The organism is Marilutibacter aestuarii (assembly GCF_006546775.1).
GTDB lineage: Bacteria > Pseudomonadota > Gammaproteobacteria > Xanthomonadales > Xanthomonadaceae > Marilutibacter > Marilutibacter aestuarii.
Genome location: NZ_VICE01000149.1, coordinates 39,645 through 60,239 on the forward strand (window position 1 = coordinate 39,645; position 20,595 = coordinate 60,239).

A 20,595-nucleotide genomic window follows, 5' to 3' on the forward strand; every position below is an offset into this window, starting at 1 on the left:
CGTAGCTTGTGAGTAAGCAAGTGAGTAACCATCAGGTGTGGCAACCATCACAATCCCGCAGTATCAGTAAGTTAGGTTGCTCAATGGGATTGGTGGTGGGCCACCAAGCAACCTCAAGTGATCGCTGGTTTAGCGGTCTGGTCTGCCCCCACCGGGCAGGAGCGTGTCATGGCCGCGATCGGCCAACAGCCGACGTCGGTCGATCAGCACCAGCAGACTACCCCCCGGTCAACTTGTCCCCAAGCGGTCGCTCGGCATCAACCTTCCCATCATCCGAGATCGGAGCTTGGGTCGCTTCACTTTCGAATGCTGCCCGAAGCGATTCGAAAATTGACACCATCGGCTCACGATATTCCTCGCGCAGGTCCCTGGAGTTTTCGAGCAAGCCAGTCACCGCGGGTCGTGCGCCCACAGCATCTTTGTCGCGCACGTCCTTGGCCGGGATCGCGAAGAACTTGTATCCCGGAAAATCCCGTTCGAGCCCGGGCAAGGTCGCTACCTGATCGTTGTCCAGAAGTCCGGCCACCTTCTTGTAGCCCATGTCCTGCAGGAGACGGCAGAGGTGTCGCATGTTCCCGGCGCCGCCGACGCCCCAGCCGAACAGTTGGCCCGGAACACGGCCGATCGGTAGCTGGCGCGCCACGACCGGGTAGAGCATCACATCGTCCTGGCCCTCGGTGAGCACGATGCCGTCATCCTGGAAGAACAGCTCACGGGCATCCAGACCAAAAGTGTGTGGCGCCTTGGTATTTGGGCTCTCTGGATCGTGGATCTTCTTGAGTGCTACTCGGCCTTGGTCACTGAGCTGGTAGACATTCGAGCTTCCGCCCTCGGAGGTAACCCGAACAAGTGCAGCGCCTTGGGCGATCGCCGCGGGGTCGACGAAGTACGGGGAATGCGTCGCAACGACGATCTGCTTTTCGGCAGACAACCGGACGATGGCTCGCACAAGGCGTCGAATGATTGCCGGATGGAGGGACAGTTCGGGCTCGTCAATAGCGACGATACCGCCGGGAGGGACGCTCGTGAGTGCATCGACGATGGAGAACAGGCTGACAATGCCTTCCCCCGCGCCGTCGCTGGAGTGGCTCGCAGTCCCATTGCGCAGACGAATGTAGTGGTTGCCCTCCGATGACTGATCGATGGTCCACTTCGGGGTGTATCCTAGAAGCTCACCGAGCAACCTGTTGAACTTGCTCGGGTCTTTCTCAATATCGAAGAGCCGCATCTCGAACGATGAAAGCTCCGCCATCCGGCGGGCAGGTAAGCCGTCCTGTCGTTGATAGTCCTGCAACGTTCCATGTGCACGCCCAAAATACGGCTGAAAGCCCCGGCGCGAAGGAACCACGTGGATCGGATCTGCTCCATGCTGGCGATTCGGGGCATCAATACCATCTATTGTATGAACCGATTGGCTGCTGCCTGCGGTCTGGCTCTCGATCACCTCGGTCCGAGGTTCGACGAGGCCGGTTTGGTCGTCCTCTCCCTCGGATCGCTTCTCAAACTCGTAAACGATCCGCACGAAATCCGCATCCTTATTACGAATCCCCTCTGAGAAGCTCGGCGTATGGTGACCTGATCGCGCTCGCAGCGCTTCAATCACGGTGGACTTGCCGGAGTTATTGGCGCCGGTAATGACCGTCAGACCACTGCCCTCGTCTTGGCTCTTGGGCACGGCCAGATGAATCACGCAGGGCTCCTTGAAGCCGCGATACCCCGCAATCGAGAGTGTCTTCAAAAAGCTCAAAGGGAACTCCGAAGTTAAATGTATGTGGCATGGTTATATTGAGCCGCAGTCCGAGGGAAACAAGGCAGGGCTGCGCCGAGGATTAGCGCCCTCCGGTCAGGAGCGGTTGTCCGCACTTCGATGGCGCCATATCGTGGCCGCTGATCAAGAACCCCGAAGGGATTTCCTCTATCCCTCCAACGCTTACCCCTACACTTCCGGCCCGCGTTGCCCGAAGTAGGCATGGGCTGCTTCATAAGAGGGACGCACCAAGCGATCCATGGCCTCGGCATCCAGAGGTGAAAGTGACATAGCCGCGCCGAGCGCCAATTGCGCGAACACCAGAATGTTGTCCACCGCATGGGTTAGCTCGTCCCACTCTATGGTGATGTCACCCCATGCATCGTGCTGGGTATAGATGGCCAAGACTTCCTTGCCCCCGTGGACCAGACCCGATAGATCCCTGTAATGGCTTTTGACCGCACGTAGCAGCTTTTCCTCGTCCCAACCAAGGTGCTGTGCTGCTTCTTTGGCGACATCGGCGACGTAGATCTGATTCTTGCCGCGGTTGGGCATTTTGCCTTTGCGACGGAAGCGAGCGATCTCCTTGTCGTTGGCAGCCTTAGCAAAGAACGCTGCGCGCAGTACATATTCCATCTGGGCGCGCTGCATGATGAGCGCGGCCACCCAGGATTTCTCTGGCTGATTGATGAGCAAGGCGTAGATCGCCTCGGCCGTGCCCATCGAGGCCAGTACCAGCGGCAGAACCGTCGCCGTTCGTTCCGAGCCGATATGCCCCATGTCGGACAGCGTATTGCGCGTTTGATGCAGCACCTTCAGGGCGTCGCTTGCGCTTTCGCGCAGGTTCTTCGAATCGGCCATGGTTCCCCCTTGGGAAGTAGTGTGCCGCAGCCCCCGAGCCAGAAAAAGGATGCTGCCCTGTCCTCGGGACGGCGAGCTTCACGGCCGCATTTGGCAATGTCCGCTATGGGTCGACTGCGGACGTTGGCGCAACGCTCTCCATGTGGTTGTCTCGCCATGGCTCCTGCGTCGAGTCTCGGCTTGGGGCGGGGAGCGGCCATGGCGAGGCCACCCAGTGCTCACCCGAGGCTCATTGGAGGAGAAGCATATCGCGAGGGGGCTGCCAGCCTAGAGGGGAGGTATGGGTGTGAAAGGCGACATGAGTGCGTCCAGCTTGACCCAGTGCCTAACGTTCATCCCCCTCGCCCTCCGTGCTGCCACAATAGTCGCCCCTGCAGTTTCCCCCGGAGTCCACGCGACGTGTGATCGCCCCGTTCCCCTGAATGCATGAGCCGCCCGGTGTTGCCGGGTGTCTTGACCGTTGTTCGCCATGCTTCGGCGACACAGGAGGAACCCATGTCCGGTGCACGCATCCGCGTCTCCCATCTTTCGTTTTCATGGCCCGACGGCACGCCCGTCCTGGCCGATCTTTCGTTTGCCCTCGGTCCGTCGCGGGTGGGTCTGGTGGCACCCAATGGGGCCGGCAAGACGACCTTGCTGCGCCTGATCGCGGGCGAGCTTGTGCCGCGGTCCGGTACGGTCGAGGTCGCTGGCCGGTTGGGTTATCTGCCGCAGCGTTGGAGCGGGGCTGCCCAGGCGACGGTCGCCGATCTGCTGGGGGTCGCCGAGGCGCTACGGGCGGTGGACGCGGTACTCGCGGGATCTGCCGATCCGCTGCTGCTGGAGCGTGCGGATGGCCACTGGGACGTGCGCGAGCGCATCGCCGCGCAGTTGGCGGCCTTCGGCCTGCACGACGTCCCGCTGGAGCGGGCGGTGGCGTGCTTCAGCGGTGGCGAGGCCATGGCCTTGAGGTTGGCCGCGCAGCTGCTGCGCAGGCCCGATGTCCTGCTGCTGGACGAGCCCAGCAATCACCTCGACCGTACCGCGCGCCAGCGCCTGCGGACCGCGATCGAGGCCTTTCGCGGCTGCCTGGTCGTGGCCAGCCATGATCGCGAGTTGCTGGACGGCATGCAGTCGATCGCGGAACTGCAGCCCGCGCGCCTTCGCATCGTCGGGGGTGGCTACAGCGCCTATCGCGCCGTCACCGAGCGCGAGCAGGCGGCGGCGGAGCAGCAGGTGCAGCACCTGCGCCAGGAAGTGCGACGCGAGAAGCGCGAGATGCAGCAGGCCCGCGAGCGCGCGGAGCGGCGCGCGTCCAATGCCGCGCGCAAGGCCCCCGATGCGGGCTTGCCGAAGATCGTTGCCGGTACGCTGGCACGTCGGGCCGAAGTGTCCGCCGCCCGGGCTGCGGGCGTACACGGCGATCGCGTCGAGCAGGTGCGCGATGCACTGCGCCGGGCCGAGGAGGCGGCGTCCTCGCCGGTCCTGCCTCGCTTCGCCCTGCCCGCCACCCACGTGGGGCCCACGCAACACGTGCTGAGCGTCGAGCGGCTGCAGGCGCAGGGCGAGGACGGTCCCCTGTGGGCCGACCGCGGCGTGACCCTGGCGATTCGCGGTCCGGAGCGGATCGCTCTTTCCGGGGACAACGGCGTGGGCAAGACCACCTTGTTGCGACTCCTGGCGGGCGAGGCGACGCCGGCCTCGGGCGAGCGCCGCGTCGGCACGACCCGCGTGGCCTACCTCAGCCAGCGCCTGGACCAGTTGCGGCCCGAACTGTCCCTGATCGAGAACTTCGCGCGCAAGGCACCGCGCCTGTCGTCGCAGGAACGTGCGGACGTCCTGGCCCGGCTGGGGTTCCGTGGCGACCGCATGCGCTTGCCCGCGGGCGCCTTGTCCGGCGGCGAACGCCTGCGCGCGACGCTCGGCTGCGTGCTGCATGCGGACGAGGCGCCCCAGCTGCTGTTGCTGGACGAGCCGACGAACAACCTCGATCTGCATGCCGTCCTGCAACTGGAGCAGTTGCTGCAGAACCACGAGGGCGCGATGGTGGTCGTGAGCCACGACGAGCGGTTCCTGGCGTCCATCCAGCCCACGCGACGCATGCGGCTGACGACGGAGGGGCTCGCCGACGAGGGAGATTAGTCCAAGTCTGATCGCGGCCCCCGGCGTGCCCTCAGCGTTCGGCTGGTAGCGCGCCGAGCGGGCGGCCGCTTTGCAGTGCATGCGCACGGCAACGCTTGCGGATCGTGTGCATTGGCCGACCCTCGAGTCGGCCCGGCGGTGGCCCCCGCGTATGCGACACACGCTTCCAAAGGCGCCACGCCTGCCACTCAAGCTCGAATAGACGGTCGCGTCGAGATACAGGGAGCGGCGGCGCTTTGCATGGCATCGGCGTTCCTAGGCACTGGCCGCGCGCGCCCTGAGCGCCAGCTCGGATGGCTTGATGTCCGCGATCGGTCCAAGGATCGTGCTGTCGAATTCGCGTAGCGGCATGCCCCGCTCAAGCAGTCGCGGCATGTCCGGATTGGCCAATGCGCCACGCCCCATCGCGACGAGGTCGGCGCCCCGGTCAAGCACGTCGCGCGCGCGCTCGATGTCGTGCAGGCCGCCGTTGACGATGAGCGGCACCGCAGGGGCATGGCGCCGGGCCAGCTCCGCGAGTGTGGCGCCACGGCCTTCGAATGCGGGTTGCCAGGCCTGGAACTCGGTGACGTGCAGGAAGTCGATGCCTGCATCGGCGAGGGCGCTGAACACGACCTCGGCATCGCGCTCGCCGCCACTCCATTTGGCATGGAAGTCGTTGACCTTGCCTTGCGAGATTCGGATGCCCACCGGTGCCTTGCCGGCCACGGCCTCTTTCACGCGTTGGACGACCGTCACCAGCAGCCTCACGCGCTCACTCATGCGGCCGCCCCAGTGATCGGTGCGCGCATTCGTGCCGGCGGTGAGGAACTGGTCCAGCAGGTAGCCATTGGCGCCGTGGATCTCGACGGCATCGAACCCCGCGATTTCCACCGCGCGTCGGGCGCTGTGGGCGAAGCCCGCGATGGCATCCTCGATCTCCTCCCCGGTGATCTCCCGCGGCAGGGCATACGCGCCCTGGCCGTGGTAGAACGCCATCTGTTTGCCCTTCGGCTTCAGCGCCGATGGTGCGACGGCATGATCGCGGAAGCGATTGCCCTGGCGCAGGGCGCCGGCATGCATCAGTTGTGCGGCCATCCGGGCGCCGTTCGCCCGCACGGCGGCCGTGATCGGCGCCCAGGCACGGGCCTGGGCGTCTTCGGCAAGGCCGGGCTGGTTCAGGTAGCCCTGTGCGAAGGCCGTGTCGGTGTAGAGGCCTTCACTGATCACCAGGCCGAAGCCGCCTTTGGCGAAGCCTTCGTAGTAGCGCGCCATCGTCCCGCTCGGGAAGCCATCGCTGGTAGCGGTGACGCGGGTCATCGGCGCGACGGCCAGGCGATTGCGCAGCGTGAGCCGTCCGAGCGCGTGCGGGGCCAGGAGCGCATCGGCGCTGGGCGTGCCCGGCAAGGAGAGGGGGTCGGCGTTCATGCGGCTGCCGACGCCCGGGTGACCGCGGCAATGGCCTCGATCTCGATCATGGCCCTGGGGTCGTACAGGGCGCTGATCTCGGCGATGGTGTCCGCCGGATACGGCGCGGAGAAGAACTCGCGCCGCAGCTGCACCACGTCCTGGAAGTGGCCCATGTCGGTGACGAAGATGGTGACCTTGATGACGTCATGCAGGCTCGAGCCGCCCGCCTCCAATGCACGTGACAGGTTGGCGAAGGCCTGGCGGCCCTGGGTCAGGAAGTCGCCCGCGACGATCTTCCCGTCGTCGCCCCCGGCGGCCTGGCCGGAGATGAAGAGCAGGTCGCCGAAGCGGATGCCCTGGGACAGCAGGTACGGCGCGTAGTGGTCGGGTACGGTGGTGATGTGTTCGCGCATGTCGGGTCCTCGGTGGTGGCTGTCGGGTGATTCGAATTCATCGATATCCCCTTGCCCTGCATCGTGAACCTCGTGGAATAAGCCGACAAACGATGATTAATCACTCGATGGGTGATAATTTCTCATCCATGACGTCGCCTGCCCGCCGCCTCCCGCCCATGTCCGCGCTACGCGCGTTCGAGGCCGCCGCGCGTCACGGGAGCTTCAAGCAGGCGGCCGCCGAGCTGGCGGTCACGCCCACCGCCGTGAGCCACCGGATCCGCGCGCTCGAGGACTACCTCGGGCTTCGGCTGTTCGACCGCCAGGTCAGGCAGGTATCGCTGACGCCCGCCGGCTTGCAGCTGTATCCGGTGCTGCAGCAGGGCTTTGACATGTTCGACGTCGCGATCCGCCGGCTCGTGGCGCCCGCCGGACGAGAACGGGTGACCATTTCCGCGACCAATGCCTTCGTGGCGAAGTGGCTGGTGCCACGCGTGGCGAGCTTCCGGGCCGAGCATCCGGACATCGATCTGCAACTGCATGCCTCCGATGCGGTGGTGGACCTGGCCAGTCACGCGTTCGACGTCGCCATCCGTTATGGCAAGGGGCCATACCCCGGCAGTCGCAGCGAGGTGTTGTTCGCCGACGCGTACATCCCGGTGATCAATCCGATGCTCCCCGTGCGCTCGCACGCGGACATGGCGGCATCTCCACTCATCCACTTCGACTGGCAGAAGGCATCGCCGGACAACCCCACCTGGACGCGGTGGCATGCGGAAGCCGGCATCGAATGGCGCGCCACGCAGGCGGAGTTGCGGTATTCCGACGAGAGCCATGCGATCCAGGCGGCAGTGGCCGGACAGGGCATCGCGCTGCTCAGCCAGGCATTGGTCGCCGACGAAATCGCCGCCGGGCGACTGATGCAGCCCTTCGGGCCCGAAGTTTCCGGTTACACCTACCACCTGGTGACACGCGCCAAGAGCCACCCGGGGGCTGCGGTCACCGCAGTGATGGACTGGCTACGTCACCAGGTGCCAATGGCGCGATAGAAGCAGGGACGCTGCGAGCTCGCCTTGTGCTGGACAGGACGCCAGCGCCCAGGTGGACGAGCGTCGGCGCCTGGCCGGGTCTCGCGGATGGTCTGCGCCATCCCGGGATCGTGGCGCGCCCTCAGCCTTCGGCCGGTACCGCGCCGAGGGGACGTCCGCTGCGGCAGTCGACGCGCAGCAGTTCGCTGATGGTGAGGCCGTAGCGTATCGAGTCCGGGCGATAGTCGCCGGCGCCGTTGCTCGAGCGCATCAGGACCAGTCGCGTGCCATCCCGGGGATCGACGAGGGGGCTCTGGCAATCGGGCCCGCTCGCGGCTTTGGGGTGTCCGTGCGCCGGTCGAAACGCCGACGGACGCATTTCCGTCAGACTGATCTGGTCGCCGACGATCTACCCGGTGGACGCGCCGGCTCGTCGTCACGGACGCTCTTCGGGCCCCGGCCGATCGCTCCCATTTGTCCAGCAACAAAGCAAAATCCGAGGTTCCGAGGACGGCTGGCAAACTTTTACGACGTTTTTATGCGCAGGTCCCCCTCTCGGCATGGAAGCTTTACGAGGTAGCGGCCGAGAATTTCCGGCGTGGCTGATCCGGCCTCGCCATCGTTGCCTGACATGCGCTTCATCCGTTCCCGTGTTGATATCTCCCGCTCCCGACCAGCACATCTGCTCGCCTCCTGTACTGCTATCGGACTGCTGACCCTCGGCACCTCGGCCCAAGCCGTTACGGCTGGCGGCTCGGTGGCCCTGACGTCCGACTATGTCTGGCGGGGAACCACCCAGACCCAGGGTGATCCAGCGGTGCAGGCCGGCTTCACGCTCTCGGGCGATCCAGGCTTCTACGGCTCGGTCTGGGGTTCGAACGTTGAGTTCGGCCCCGAGACCCATGCCAGCAGCGAACTCGATCTGACCCTGGGCTGGGCGGCCGTGCTGTCGGACGCCTGGTCGCTGGACGTGAACCTGCTGCACTACCGCTATCCGTCGACCACGGTCGATCTGAACTGGACCGAGCTCAACGGCAGGCTGACCTATGCCGACCGTTACTGGCTGGCGCTGGGCTACTCGCCCGAGGCACTGGGCAGCGATGGCGACGGCGTCTATACGCAGCTCGGCGCCCGTTTCCTGGTCGGCGAAACCCTCGCGTTGGAAGCGGCGGCCGGCTACTACGCACTCGACGACGTTTACGACGACAGCTACTGGCACGCCCAGGCCAGCGCGGTCTGGAAAGTGAAAGCACCCTTCGAGCTGCGTCTGACCGCCCATGCCACCGACCCCGCCGCCGAGCGCATGTTTGGCGACGAGCTCGCCGGCAGCCGCATCGAAGCGGCGGTGCAGGCTTCGTTCTGAGGAGGACGCTCCATGCCCAGTTGGCTCGCATTCGTGTGTGGACTTTCGGTGATCGCCGCGGCGGCCTACCTGCTGTTCGTGATCCTGCGTCCCGAAGACTTCTGATCCGGTGCCACTGCATCACAACCCCGGCCGGCGTGCGGACCGCCTCGGCCGGTCAAGGAAACGATCATGATTGAAGCTGTTCTCGTACTGGTCTTGGCGGTCGCCCTCGGCTGGCCGCTCGGACGCTATCTCGCCGGCGTGATGCGCGGCGACCGCTCGCGTCTGGACACGGTGTTCGTGCCGGTCGAGCGGATCGTCTACAAGGCGCTCGGCACCTCGCCCGGGCGCGGCATGAGTTGGCGCGGCTACGCCAAGGCCTTCCTGCTGAGCAATCTGGCGCTCGGTGCGGTGGTGTGGGTGATGTTCATGACCCAGGCCTGGCTACCGTTGAACCCCGACACCATCCCGAACATGCGCTGGGACACCGCGCTGCACACGATGGTGTCGTTCCTCACCAACACCAACCAGCAGCATTACTCCGGCCAGGCCGAGCTGAGCTACCTGTCGCAAGGGGTCGCCATCGTCGGTCTGCAGGTGGTCACCCCGATGATGGGCCTGGCGCTGGTGGTGGCGACGTTGCGCGGATTGTTTGGCGGGCGCGGAGGCGCCGTGCGAAGGGAAGCCGGGGCACAACCCGTATTCGCTGCTGCACGGATGGATGAGGGTGCGCCACGGGACCTGGGCAATTTCTGGGTAGACGTGACCCGCGCCACGCTGCGCTTCATGCTGCCGTTGTGCCTGCTGTGGTCGGTGTTGCTGGCCTCGCAGGGTGTGCCGGCAACGCTGCAGGGCGGCCCGACGGTAGTACCGATCGACGCCAGCGCGGGCATGGCCGAGCAGAAGATCCCGCTCGGCCCGGTCGCACCGATGGTCGCGGCCAAGCAACTGGGCACCAACGGCGGCGGCTGGTACGGCCCCAACAGCTCGGTACCGCTGGAAAACCCGACCCCGTTCTCCAATCTGCTGGAAACACTGGCGATCATCCTGATCCCGGTTTCGCTGACCTTCATGGCGGGCGCCTTCACCGGACGCCGGCGCCTGACCGCGCTGGTGTTCGGCAGCATGCTGCTGATGTCGATCGTCTCCGGCGGCGCCGCGATCTGGTCCGAGGGCCACTCGGGCACCACCGCCGATCCGGCACTGATGGAAGGCAAGGAGGTGCGCTTCGGTGCTGATGCCTCCGCCCTGTGGGGGGCGCTGACCACCCAGACCAGCAACGGCTCGGTCAACTCGATGCACGATTCGGAGGCGCCGCTGACCGGCGGCGTGTTCATCGCCAACATGCTGATCAACAGCATCTGGGGCGGTGTCGGCTGCGGCTTGCAGCAGTTCCTGGTCTATCTGCTGTTGAGCGTGTTCCTGGCCGGGCTGATGACCGGGCGCACGCCGGAGCTGTTCGGCCGCAAGATCGAGGCCCCCGAGGTCCGTCTGCTTGCCCTGCTGATCCTGCTGCAGCCGCTGGTGCTGCTCGGCTTCACCGCCGTCACCGTTGCGGTGCCGGCGCTGACCGGCAATTCCAACCCCGGTTTCCATGGCATCAGCCAGGTCTTCTACGAGTACACCTCGGCGTTCGCCAACAACGGCTCGGGCTTCGAAGGCCTCGGCGACGCCACGCCATGGTGGAACCTGACCTGTGTGCTCCTGCTGATCCTCGGCCGCTACCCGGCGCTGATCGTGCCGCTGGCCGTGGCCGGGTTGATGGCGCGCAAGCGGGTGGCGCCGGAAGGCAGCGGCACGCTGCGGGTCGAGACGCCGACCTTCGCCCTGACCCTGATCGCCCTGGTCGTCGTACTGACCATCCTGCAATTCATGCCGGTCCTCGTGCTCGGGCCGGTCGCCGAACACCTGGCCCTGACCGGCATTCCGGTCGCCGGCCCGTGAGGTAATGAACGTGACTCAACTCCCTTCATCCGCTCAATCCCACCTGGGTACAGCCCGTCGGCAGTCGCTGGCGGGGCTGGACCGCACCGCGATCCGTGCGGCGCTGGTCGATTCCTTCCGCAAGCTGTCGCCGCGGCAGGCGCTGAAAAGCCCGGTCATGGCGGTGGTGCTGCTCGGCACCGTGCTGTCGGCCCTGATTGCCGCGTTCGGGTCCGGCAGCGCCGGCTTCGGCCTGGTGGTGACCCTGATCCTGCTGGTTACCGTGCTGTTCGCCAACTTCGCCGAGGCCATTGCCGAGGCCCGCGGCCGAGGCCAGGCGGCCTCGCTGCGGGCAGCGCGACGGGATCTGATCGCCCGCCGGTTGGACGGCAGCGACCAAAACGCCGGCGAATCGCGTGTGGCCGCCTCGGCCCTGCGGCCCGGTGATCGGGTGATCGTGTCCGAGGGGGAGTTCGTGCCCGCCGACGGCGAGATCATCGAAGGTCTGGCAACCATCAACGAGGCTGCGGTCACCGGCGAATCGGCTCCGGTGCTGCGCGAGGCCGGTACCGACCGTTCCGGCGTGATCGGTGGCACCCGGGTACTCTCGGATGAGATCATCGTCCGCGTCAGCGCGGAGCCGGGGCACAGCTTCCTCGACCGCATGATCGCCCTGGTCGAGGGCGCCAACCGGCAGAAAACGCCGAACGAGATCGCCCTGACCATGCTGCTGGCGGCGATGACCCTGACCTTCCTGATCGTGGTCGCGACCCTGCCGGCGCTGGCCGGGTTCGTCGGTGCGCAGCTCGACCCGCTGCTGCTGATCGCGCTGCTGGTGTGCCTGATCCCGACCACCATCGGCGGCCTGCTACCGGCGATCGGCATCGCCGGCATGAACCGGGCGTTGTCGGCGAACGTGCTGGCCAAGTCGGGCAAGGCGGTGGAAATCGCCGGCGACGTCGATGTGCTGCTGCTCGACAAGACCGGCACGATCACCCACGGCGACCGCCAGGCGACCGCGTTCCATCCGCTGGCCGGCGTCGATGCCGCCGAGTTGCGCGACGCGGCCTTGCTGTCTTCACTGGCCGATCCGACCCCGGAGGGCAAATCGATCGTCGCCCTCGCCCGTGAACAGGGCAGCCGGGTGAATGAACCCGAGCGGGCCCACTACGTGCAGTTCACCGCGCAGACGCGAATGTCGGGTGTCGACCTGCTCGGCGTCGACAACAAGCCGCGGACGATCCGCAAGGGCGCGGTGGACGCGGTTTCTGCCCACGTGCGGGCCCTTGGCGGAGAGGTCACTGCGGAGCTTGCTGCCCGCGTCGAACAGGTCGCGCGAGGCGGCGCCACCCCGCTGGTCGTGGCCGATGGCCGCTATGTGCTGGGCGTGGTCGAGCTGTCGGACGTGGTCAAGCACGGGGTCAAGGAGCGCTTTGCCCGTCTGCGGGAAATGGGTGTCAGGACGGTGATGATCACCGGCGACAACCCGCTCACCGCTGCCGCGATCGCCGCCGAGGCGGGCGTCGACGACTACATTGCCGAAGCCCGGCCCGAGGACAAGCTCGCCCGTATCCGCAGTGAGCAGGCCGCCGGCAGGCTGGTGGCGATGGTGGGCGACGGTACCAACGATGCCCCGGCACTGGCGCAGGCCGATGTCGGCCTGGCGATGAACTCCGGCACCCAGGCGGCAAAGGAGGCCGGCAACATGGTCGACCTGGACAGTGATCCGGCCAAGCTGCTGGCGGTGGTCGAGGTCGGCAAGCAGCAGCTGATCACCCGCGGCGCGCTGACCACGTTCTCGCTGGCCAACGATGTGTCGAAGTACTTCGCGATCCTGCCGGCACTTTTCGCTGCCGCCATTCCGTCGATGGCGGGGCTCAATGTCATGCAGTTGTCGAGCCCGACCAATGCGGTGTTGTCGGCGTTGATCTTCAATGCCCTGGTGATCCCGGCGCTGATCCCGCTGGCGCTGAAGGGCGTGCGCTTCAAACCGGCCTCGGCGGTGTCGCTGCTGCGCCGGAACATGCTGGTCTACGGACTGGGTGGCGTGCTGCTGCCGTTCGTGGCCATCAAGCTGATCGACCTGGTCCTCGTGACCTTCGGAGCCTGAGATGACGAAAACCACTCACCACCATGCCGCGGCATTGGATGATCACGTCAAACCACGCACGATGATCGTGTTCACGGCGATCGTCCTGATCGGTTTCGGCCTGCTGTATTCGCTGGCCGGCACCGTGCTCGGGCGCATGCTGTTCCCGCACCAGGCCACCGGAAGCCTGGTCGTGGTCGACGACCAGGCGCGCGCTTCGGCGCTGGTCGCGCAACCCTTCGCCGATTCGCGCTACTTCCATCCGCGGCCATCGGCGGCTGACTACGACCCGATGGGCGTGGCCGGCAGCAACCAGGCCCGCACCAACCCCGAGCTGCGCACGCGCATCGCGGCGCTGACGGCGGAAGTGGCGCAGCGTGAAGGCATCTCAGAGGCGGAGGTCCCCGGCGAACTGGTCACCCAGTCGGGCGGCGGCATCGACCCGCACCTGTCCCCGGAAGGTGCGCGCGTACAGATCGCGCGCGTCGCGCGCGAGCGTGGCCTGACCGAAAGCCAGGTTTCCGCGCTGGTTGCCGAACACACCGAGATGCCGACCTGGGGAATGCTCGGGCAGCCCCGCATCAACGTGGTCCAGCTCAACCTGGCGTTGGACGCCCTTGACTGACCTACCCTGAAGGCGTGTCCAACCCTCGCATTTCCTCCATCGGCCCGGTCGGGTGCGCTCCCGGTCGGGCCATCGCGTGCCGCACAATGTCCCCATGAGCGAATCCCGTAGTGCCCAGGCTGACGCCCTGATCGGCGAACTGGACCGGCAACGGGCCGGCCGCCTGACCGTGTTCCTCGGCGCCGCGCCCGGGGTGGGCAAGACCTACACCATGCTCGCGCGCGCGCGCGAATTGAAACGGCGCGGCGTCGACCTGGTGGTCGGTATCGCGGAGTCTCACGGCCGCAGCGAAACTGCCGCCCTGCTCGAAGGGCTCACGGTCATGCCGCGCAAGCGCATCGAGTACCGCGGTCGGACCCTGGAGGAGCTCGACCTCGACGCCCTGCTCAAGCGCAAGCCGCAACTCGCCCTGGTCGATGAGCTGGCCCACCGCAACGTGCCGGGCAGCCGCCACGAACGGCGCTGGCAGGACGTGGTTGAGCTGCTCGATGCCGGCATCGACGTCCATACCACGATCAACATCCAGCATCTTGAAAGCCTCAACGACGTCGTCCACCGCATCACCGGCATTCGGGTCAGCGAGACCGTGCCGGACACGATGTTCGACCGCCTGCGCGACATCGTCCTGGTCGACCTGCCGCCGCGCGAGCTGATCGAACGCCTGCACCAGGGCAAGGTCTACGTCCCGGATCAGGCTGCGCATGCGCTCAAGGCGTTCTTCTCGCCCAGTAACCTGACCGCCCTGCGCGAACTGGCGATGCAGACCGCCGCCGACCGTGTCGACGTCGACCTGCGCGAGGCGCAGAGCGCGCGCGGCCTGCCCGGCACGCCGATCCGCCGCCGGGTGATGGTCGCGATCGACGGTCGCGGGCAGTCCGAGTACATGGTGCGTGTCGCGCGCCGCCTTGCCGAGCGGCGTGATGCGCCCTGGACCGTGGTCACCGTACAGACTGGCGGTGTGCCGGACGAGATCCGCCAACTGGAACTCGATCGTGCCTTCGCGATCGCCCGTCGACTCGGTGGCGATACGGCGGTCGTGCATGGCGACAGCGTGGTCGACGCGCTGCTGGATCACGCCAACCGGATCGGCACCAGCGCCCTCGTGCTCGGTCGTACCCGCGAACGACCGTTCGCACGGATGTTCAATCGCACCATCACCCAACAACTGCTCCAGCGCGGTGCGCATTTCGAGCTGACCATCATCAGTCCGCCCGAAGCGCGCGCCCGGGCCCGCCGTTCATTGCGCGGCCTGGGCAATTACCTGGGACGTTATGACGCGATCTGGGCGGTAGCCGCCGCCGCCGCCGGGACTGCGCTCGGCGCCATCGGTGAACTCTGGCTTGGGCTGACCGATCTGTCGATGGTGTTCATCGTCGCCGTGCTGCTGGTGGCCGCACGCACGCGGATGACGGCGGCGGTGATTGCGGCGACGTTGTGCTTTCTCGCCTACAACTTCTTCTTCATCGAGCCGCGTTACACGTTCTATATCGGCGCGCGGCAGGGCGTGGTAACCGTCGTCCTGTTCCTGGTGGCCGCGCTGGTAGCGGGGCGGCTGGCATCGAAACTGCGCATGCAGGTGTTGGCGCTGCGTGCGGCCAATGCGCAGGCGACAACGCTGCAGACGTTGGGCCGGCAACTCGCCGCTGCCGCAGATCTGGGCCAGGTCCTGCAGGCCGGTCGTGAAGCGTTGCATCGAGCTCTTGGCGCGGAGGTCGTGATCGAGGCAGGTCCCGAAAGGTCGCAGGGAGCAGATGTTCCCAGCCTGGGCGACAAGGACCGCGTGGCAGCCGCCTGGGTCGTCCAGCACGGTGAGATGGCGGGACGCTTCACCGATACGCTCACCGGCTCGGAGTGGTGGTTCCTGCCGATGAAGATCGCAAGGAACGCGAACGGCGTGGTCGGCCTGCGATTCCCTTCGCACGTACATCACCTCGGCATCGAGCAGCGCCGCCTCGCCGAGACGATGATCGAGGACATCGCCCAATCCATCGTCCGGACCCGGCTGGTCGCCGACCTGGAAGATGCCCGGGTGAGCAGCGAAACCGAACGATTGCGTTCGGCGTTGCTGTCCTCGGTGTCGCATGATCTGCGCTCGCCGCTATCGGTCATCATCGGTGCGGCCAGCAGCCTCGACAGCTATGCCGAGGTGCTGAACCGCGAAGATCGCCACGCACTGCTGGAAACGATCCGGGTCGAGGGCGAGCGGCTCGATCGCTACATCCAGAACCTGCTCGACATGACCCGGCTTGGACACGGCGGATTGACCCTCAACCGCGACTGGATCGGCGTTGACGAGCTGATCGGTTCGGCCGTCTCGCGATTGCAACGGTGCGAGCCAGGGGCTAGGTTCGAAATTGCAGTGGAACCCGGCCTGGAACCGCTCTGGGTGCACCCGGCCCTCGTCGAACAAGCCCTGTTCAATGTGCTGGAGAATGCCGTCAAGTTCTCGCCACCTGGCGAAGCCGTGGAAGTGGACGCACGCAGGATCGATGGCGACACGCCTGCCGGCAGCCTGCGCATCGACATCCACGACCACGGCCCCGGGATTCCCGAAGACGAGCGCAAGCGGATCTTCGACATGTTCTACAGCGTCGAGCGTGGTGACCGCGGCCGCCAGGGCACCGGCTTGGGGCTGGCGATCTGCCAAGGCATGATCGGCGCGCATGGCGGCAGCGTTGCGGCGCTGCCGGGCGCGGATGGTCGCGGTACAGTCATCAGGATTACGATTCCACGGATCGAACCCGAGCCTCGCACGGTCCCATGACCCCATCCATCCCGTCAGCACAGGGTACGGCGCCACCTGTGCATATTCTGGTCATCGACGATGAACCCCAGATCCGTAAGTTCTTGGACATCAGCCTGCGCGCGCAAGGCTATGCGGTTTCGCTCGCCGGTTCCGGTGGCGCAGGACTGGAGATGCTGGCGACCGGCGGAGCCGACCTGGTCATCCTCGACCTGGGTCTGCCCGACCGCGACGGTCACGATGTGCTGCGCGAACTGCGGCAGTGGTCCTCGGTGCCGGTGATCCTTCTGACCGTGCGCTCGGGCGAGAAGGAGAAGGTCATGGGCCTGGACGCAGGCGCCAACGACTACGTGACCAAGCCTTTCGGCGTGCAGGAACTGATGGCACGTGTCCGCGCCCTGCTTCGGACTCACGCCGCACCCGCCGACACGGCGCCGGTGTACGACGACGGTATGCTTCGCGTCGACCTGGCCCGCCGGGAGGTCCTGTTGTCAGGCAAACCGCTCGTGCTCACCCGCAAGGAATATGCCTTGCTGGCATTGCTGGTCCAGCATGCGGGCCGCGTCGTCACACAGCCGCAGATCCTGCGCGAAGTCTGGGGCCCGACCCACGAGGACGATACCCATTACCTGCGCATCCTGGTTGGCAAGCTACGCCACAAGCTGGGCGATGATCCGGCTTCCCCGCGCTGGATAGTGACCGAGTTGGGGGTGGGATTGAGGCTTGTCGCTCCAAGGGGTTCCGGGACCTGAGTTCCGCGTTGGCAATGCGATGGGCGTTTCACGCGGGTCCGCGGATGTCGGGCTGATCGCGCTGGCGCATGCCGCCCGTCCACGACGGCGAGGCTCGTTGTGACCCGTGAGGGCCGCTACTGCGCGGTGATGGTCATGCTGGTGCAAGCCCCCAACCGCATGGCCTCGGGTCAGAGGTGCTCGAGGATGTTGAGCAGTTTGCCGTAGGGGTCGCGGACGTAGAAGCGGCGTACGCCCCAGGGTTCCTCGGCCGGGCCGTAGACGATGCGGTGGCCGGCGCCCTGGATGCGGGCGAGGGCTTCGTCGAGGTCGTCGACCTCGATCGACAGGTCGGGCACCGGGGTGCCGTTGCCGCCTTCGGTCGCGACGCTGACCTGCACGCGTGCGGTTTCGTCCGTGCCGTAGGTGGCGATCCAGCCGTGGTCCATCAGCGTGTCCAGACCGAGCAGCTCGCCGTAAAAGGCGCGGCCCGCGGCCGTGTCGGTGGCGGCGATGTTGGACACGATGCGGCGGACTTTCATGCGCGGCTTCCTCGCGCGCCCGCTCGCTTCACGCGCCGCCGGCGACCAGCCGCGTTGCGCCGTCACCGCGCCGGTCCAGCCAGCGGAAGAACAGGAGCCAGACTTGCGGGGCGATGACCAGGGCGCCCATGCCCAGCAGCGTTTCGCGCTGGAGCAGGTCGAGCCAGCCGAACGCGCCTCCCGTCACGTGCACGACGCCATCGAGGCTGCGCAAGATCATCCACGCCACCGCGATCGCGAGCAGCACGCTGGCAAGCAGGATCGAGAGCGGCGTCACGCGGCCCGACCGGCGCGCGGCCCACAGGGCGAGTGGCGGGACGAGCAGATGGGCCGCCATGCCCAGGCTGGAATCGAGCCCGAGGGCTTGCAGAAGCAGGTCGCCCGCGACATAGAGCGCCGCGGCGAGCACCATGAAAACGACCGTTCCGGTCGCAAGCTGTCTGTCCATTGCATCTTCTCCCTTGTGCAGGGCCGGATGTCGTCGTGAGTCCGGCCGCGAGCGGCTGTCTTGACTATAGCAGGCCGTGCTGACGCCGCATCCGCGGGCGCGCGGTCGCCGAAGGGGCGCTCAACGCGCCGGGCAGTCGCTCGCCACGGGGTAGGTGTCCACGGGTGCGCCGGACGGGTCCAGCCAGACGTGGAGTGTCTGCCGGCAGGGGCCCGCGGCGCTGGCGGCGGCGGTGTCGCGCAGTTCGACGACGAGGCGCTGGTAGGTCGCGTCGGCGGCGAGGATCGGTGCGTTCGACACGAGCGTCAGCGCCACCCTGTTGGAGAGCAGTTCGGGGAAGCGGCGCGCGAGCTGCATATGGAGCAAGGCCATCCCCGGAGGTGCCGCCGTTGCGCTGGGGTAACGCGGGTCGGCTTCGTCGAGCATCTGGAAGGGCGGTTCCGCCTTCGCCGGCAGGTGGATCGGGTCGCGCATCTGGGGCGTCGGCGTGTGGGTACAGGCGGCCAGCGTAGCAAGCACCCACAGGGCGGCGACGACACAGAACAGTCGCCCGCCTGCGGGACCGATCACCGCCGTGCGTCCACGTGCCGTTCCGCGCCTTGGCCTTGTCCGCATCCGCGCCGCTCTCCCTGTTCGTGACCGTGTCCGTGCCGACAGTGAAGCACGCGCCTGCGCAGCGTGGTACGCGGCGCAGGCGTCAGGCCGCCGGGTGGAACACCACGCGATTGCGGCCGCCGCGCTTGGCGGCGTACAGGCTGTGGTCGGCCGCGCCGAAGAGGGCGTTGGGGTGGTCGAAGTCGGCATCTTCGGTGCAGGCGCCGCCGACGCTGATGGTGATCGTCGCGAGGGCGGCGGTCTGCTCCTGCACCACCCGGCGCAGGGTCTCGGCGATCTCGCGCGCCTGCGCCCCGCTTTCGCCGGGCAGGAGGATGGCGAATTCCTCGCCGCCGTAACGGAAGGCCATGCGGCGGCCGCCGAGGGCGTCGGCCAGGGCCTTGGCGACGCGCCGCAGCACCTTGTCGCCGAAGGCATGGCCGTGGACGTCGTTGACCTGCTTGAAGTGGTCGATGTCGACGACCAGCACCGTCAGCGGTTCGCCGCGCTGGCCGTGGCGCACGAATTCGCGCTCCAGGGCCTGGTCGAAGATGCGGCGGTTGGGCAGCTGGGTGAGCGCGTCGGTGCGGCTTTGGCGGTTGATCTCGCGCACGCGGTGCGCCAGCGCCAGCGACAGCAGCACCATCTCCAGCAGCGAGCCCATCTGGAAGGCGTTCTGGGTGAAGGCGTTGTGCGGCAGCCAGCCGAAGGACTTGGCCATGAACACCAGCACCGCCGACAGCAGCACGCCCCAGGCGATCATGAAGTAGCGCGCCGCGACCACGCCGCGCAGCAGGCCGATGATGCCCATCGTGATGATCATCGCGGTGATGGCGATGGTCAGGTACGAGATGGGGATGATGACGTGGTTGTAGCTGAAGCCGAACGCGGCGACGAAGGCCACCACCGACAGGATCTCCAACCCGAAGGCGACCTTGTCCAGGCGCGGCGTCAGCCGGGGCGTGCCGAGGAAGCTGCGGGTGAAGTGCATGCCGAACAGCAGCGTCAGCGACAGCATCACCAGCAGGCTGGTGTTGCCCCAGTCCGGGTGGTTGGGCCAGAAGAACTGGAACGCCAGGCCGTCGATGATGGCGAAGTACAGGCCGTAGCTGGTGACGTACAGCAGGTAGTAGAAGAACGGCCGGTCGCGGACCGCCAGGAAGATGAAGATGTTGTAGACGATCAGGACGAAGAAGCCGCCGAAGTACAGGCCGAAGGCGAGCTGGCGGGTTTCATGGCTCTCCAGCAGCGGCACGGTGTGCTGCAGCGTCAGGCCGATGTTCATCGAGCCGTCGCTGCGCATGCGCAGGAACAGCTGGCTGCGGGATTCGGCCGGCACCGTCACCGGGAACAGGAAGTCGCGGCTGCGGATGGGGCGGCTCGCGAACGGGCGCCGGTCGCCGGTCGCCTCGTGGCCGACCACGCGGCCGTCCTGGACCTGCCACAGGTCGAGTTCGTCGATCAGCGGGTAGTCCTGCTGCAACACCAGCGAGACCGGACGCGGCGAGGGGTTCTCGAGATCGATCCGCACCCACCACGTGGACGCGGAGAAGCCGAAGTTCGTCCGGCCGTCGACGGCCGGGACGAAGTCCCGTGAACGCATCGCCGCGGCGATATCGAGCGTGCCGTCGGGGTCTTCCAGGAGCTGAAGGTCGCGTCCCAGCGACAGCTCCCCGACCCGCGAGGCATCCACCACTCCGGCCCATGCGTGCGGTAGGCACCCTGCCCACAGCAACACGCACACGAGCCAGGCTCTGAGCGACATGCGATCTCCTGTAAGTCACCGGTCCCCACGCCGGTGATGCTGCGGTTGCCTGCCAATGCCCGGCGCCGCGCGGGACGCGTGCGCTCACACCGGGGCGCGGCCACAACCCCCGCGCATCTTCCCACAGTGGCGCAGGCATGCAAAATGCAGTCCGGGGACGAGGAACCGGGGACGAGGGATGCACAAGGCTTGGATGGGGCTGGCGCTGGTGGCCGGGATGGGGCTGGCGGCCTGCGGCGGCGACCGTACCCC

Annotated in this window: 18 protein-coding genes; 9 read left to right on the forward strand and 9 right to left on the reverse strand. The window is 66.8% G+C overall.

The features are described 5' to 3' along the window. Positions 1–217: 217 nt before the first annotated feature. Together FKV25_RS15585 and FKV25_RS15590 are read right to left on the reverse strand one after the other, a co-directional pair. Positions 218–1,747: an ATP-dependent nuclease gene (locus tag FKV25_RS15585; RefSeq protein WP_170218672.1), complete on the reverse strand. Its 1,530-nt coding sequence runs from the start codon at positions 1,745–1,747 to the stop codon at positions 218–220. 189 nt (positions 1,748–1,936) lie between these two features. Next, the gene (locus tag FKV25_RS15590) at positions 1,937–2,608 is read right to left on the reverse strand and encodes a hypothetical protein (RefSeq protein ID WP_141519706.1); all 672 of its coding nucleotides are present in this window, start codon (positions 2,606–2,608) and stop codon (positions 1,937–1,939) included. Between the two features lie 495 nt (positions 2,609–3,103). Between FKV25_RS15590 and FKV25_RS15595 the strand changes: the two genes are divergently transcribed. Further along, positions 3,104–4,729: an ABC-F family ATP-binding cassette domain-containing protein gene (locus FKV25_RS15595; RefSeq protein WP_141519707.1), complete on the forward strand. Its 1,626-nt coding sequence runs from the start codon at positions 3,104–3,106 to the stop codon at positions 4,727–4,729. Positions 4,730–4,984: 255 nt separating this feature from the next. Here the strand turns inward: FKV25_RS15595 and FKV25_RS15600 are convergent, their stop codons facing one another. Both FKV25_RS15600 and FKV25_RS15605 read right to left on the reverse strand, forming a co-directional pair. Further along, positions 4,985–6,136 carry an NADH:flavin oxidoreductase gene (locus FKV25_RS15600; RefSeq protein ID WP_141519708.1) on the reverse strand — a complete coding sequence of 384 codons (1,152 nt, stop codon included), beginning with the start codon at positions 6,134–6,136 and terminating at the stop codon, positions 4,985–4,987. Then, complete coding sequence (locus FKV25_RS15605) at positions 6,133–6,531, reverse strand: RidA family protein (RefSeq protein ID WP_141519709.1); 399 nt, start codon at positions 6,529–6,531, stop codon at positions 6,133–6,135. The genes FKV25_RS15600 and FKV25_RS15605 overlap by 4 nt, the downstream gene beginning before the upstream one ends. Before the next feature lie 26 nt (positions 6,532–6,557). On the opposite strand from FKV25_RS15605, the gene FKV25_RS15610 reads away from it, so the two are divergent. Then, positions 6,558–7,559 (forward strand): LysR substrate-binding domain-containing protein, encoded by a 1,002-nt coding sequence (locus FKV25_RS15610; protein WP_246072124.1) that lies wholly within the window; start codon positions 6,558–6,560, stop codon positions 7,557–7,559. A 121-nt stretch (positions 7,560–7,680) separates the two neighbouring features. Here the strand turns inward: FKV25_RS15610 and FKV25_RS16605 are convergent, their stop codons facing one another. Continuing rightward, positions 7,681–7,809 carry a hypothetical protein gene (locus FKV25_RS16605; protein ID WP_281286255.1) on the reverse strand — a complete coding sequence of 43 codons (129 nt, stop codon included), beginning with the start codon at positions 7,807–7,809 and terminating at the stop codon, positions 7,681–7,683. Between the two features lie 441 nt (positions 7,810–8,250). On the opposite strand from FKV25_RS16605, the gene FKV25_RS15615 reads away from it, so the two are divergent. The 7 genes from FKV25_RS15615 (at position 8,251) to FKV25_RS15645 (ending at position 17,015) form a co-directional block, all read left to right on the forward strand. Continuing rightward, entirely contained in the window at positions 8,251–8,901 is a 651-nt protein-coding gene (locus FKV25_RS15615; protein WP_281286256.1) for a TorF family putative porin, read from the forward strand. Positions 8,902–8,913: 12 nt separating this feature from the next. Next, entirely contained in the window at positions 8,914–9,006 is a 93-nt protein-coding gene (locus FKV25_RS15620) for a potassium-transporting ATPase subunit F (protein ID WP_141519710.1), read from the forward strand. Between the two features lie 66 nt (positions 9,007–9,072). After that, entirely contained in the window at positions 9,073–10,827 is a 1,755-nt protein-coding gene (gene kdpA, locus FKV25_RS15625) for a potassium-transporting ATPase subunit KdpA (RefSeq protein WP_141519711.1), read from the forward strand. 4 nt (positions 10,828–10,831) lie between these two features. Further along, entirely contained in the window at positions 10,832–12,916 is a 2,085-nt protein-coding gene (gene kdpB / locus FKV25_RS15630; protein ID WP_141519712.1) for a potassium-transporting ATPase subunit KdpB, read from the forward strand. Position 12,917: 1 nt separating this feature from the next. Continuing rightward, a complete protein-coding gene (gene kdpC / locus FKV25_RS15635; RefSeq protein WP_170218673.1) occupies positions 12,918–13,520 on the forward strand; it encodes a potassium-transporting ATPase subunit KdpC in 603 nt (200 codons plus the stop codon). Between the two features lie 94 nt (positions 13,521–13,614). Then, positions 13,615–16,284, forward strand: coding sequence for a sensor histidine kinase (locus tag FKV25_RS15640; protein WP_141519713.1), 2,670 nt, complete (start codon positions 13,615–13,617; stop codon positions 16,282–16,284). Continuing rightward, positions 16,281–17,015 carry a response regulator gene (locus FKV25_RS15645; protein WP_141519714.1) on the forward strand — a complete coding sequence of 245 codons (735 nt, stop codon included), beginning with the start codon at positions 16,281–16,283 and terminating at the stop codon, positions 17,013–17,015. The genes FKV25_RS15640 and FKV25_RS15645 overlap by 4 nt, the downstream gene beginning before the upstream one ends. Positions 17,016–17,185: 170 nt before the next feature. Here the strand turns inward: FKV25_RS15645 and FKV25_RS15650 are convergent, their stop codons facing one another. The 4 genes from FKV25_RS15650 to FKV25_RS15665 form a co-directional block, all read right to left on the reverse strand. Further along, positions 17,186–17,536 (reverse strand): VOC family protein, encoded by a 351-nt coding sequence (locus tag FKV25_RS15650; RefSeq protein ID WP_141519715.1) that lies wholly within the window; start codon positions 17,534–17,536, stop codon positions 17,186–17,188. Positions 17,537–17,564: 28 nt separating this feature from the next. Continuing rightward, positions 17,565–17,984 (reverse strand): hypothetical protein, encoded by a 420-nt coding sequence (locus tag FKV25_RS15655; RefSeq protein ID WP_141519716.1) that lies wholly within the window; start codon positions 17,982–17,984, stop codon positions 17,565–17,567. Between the two features lie 120 nt (positions 17,985–18,104). Beyond that, positions 18,105–18,554, reverse strand: coding sequence for a hypothetical protein (locus tag FKV25_RS15660; RefSeq protein ID WP_141519717.1), 450 nt, complete (start codon positions 18,552–18,554; stop codon positions 18,105–18,107). 127 nt (positions 18,555–18,681) lie between these two features. Next, complete coding sequence (locus FKV25_RS15665; RefSeq protein ID WP_141519718.1) at positions 18,682–20,343, reverse strand: diguanylate cyclase; 1,662 nt, start codon at positions 20,341–20,343, stop codon at positions 18,682–18,684. Positions 20,344–20,595 lie beyond the last annotated feature (252 nt).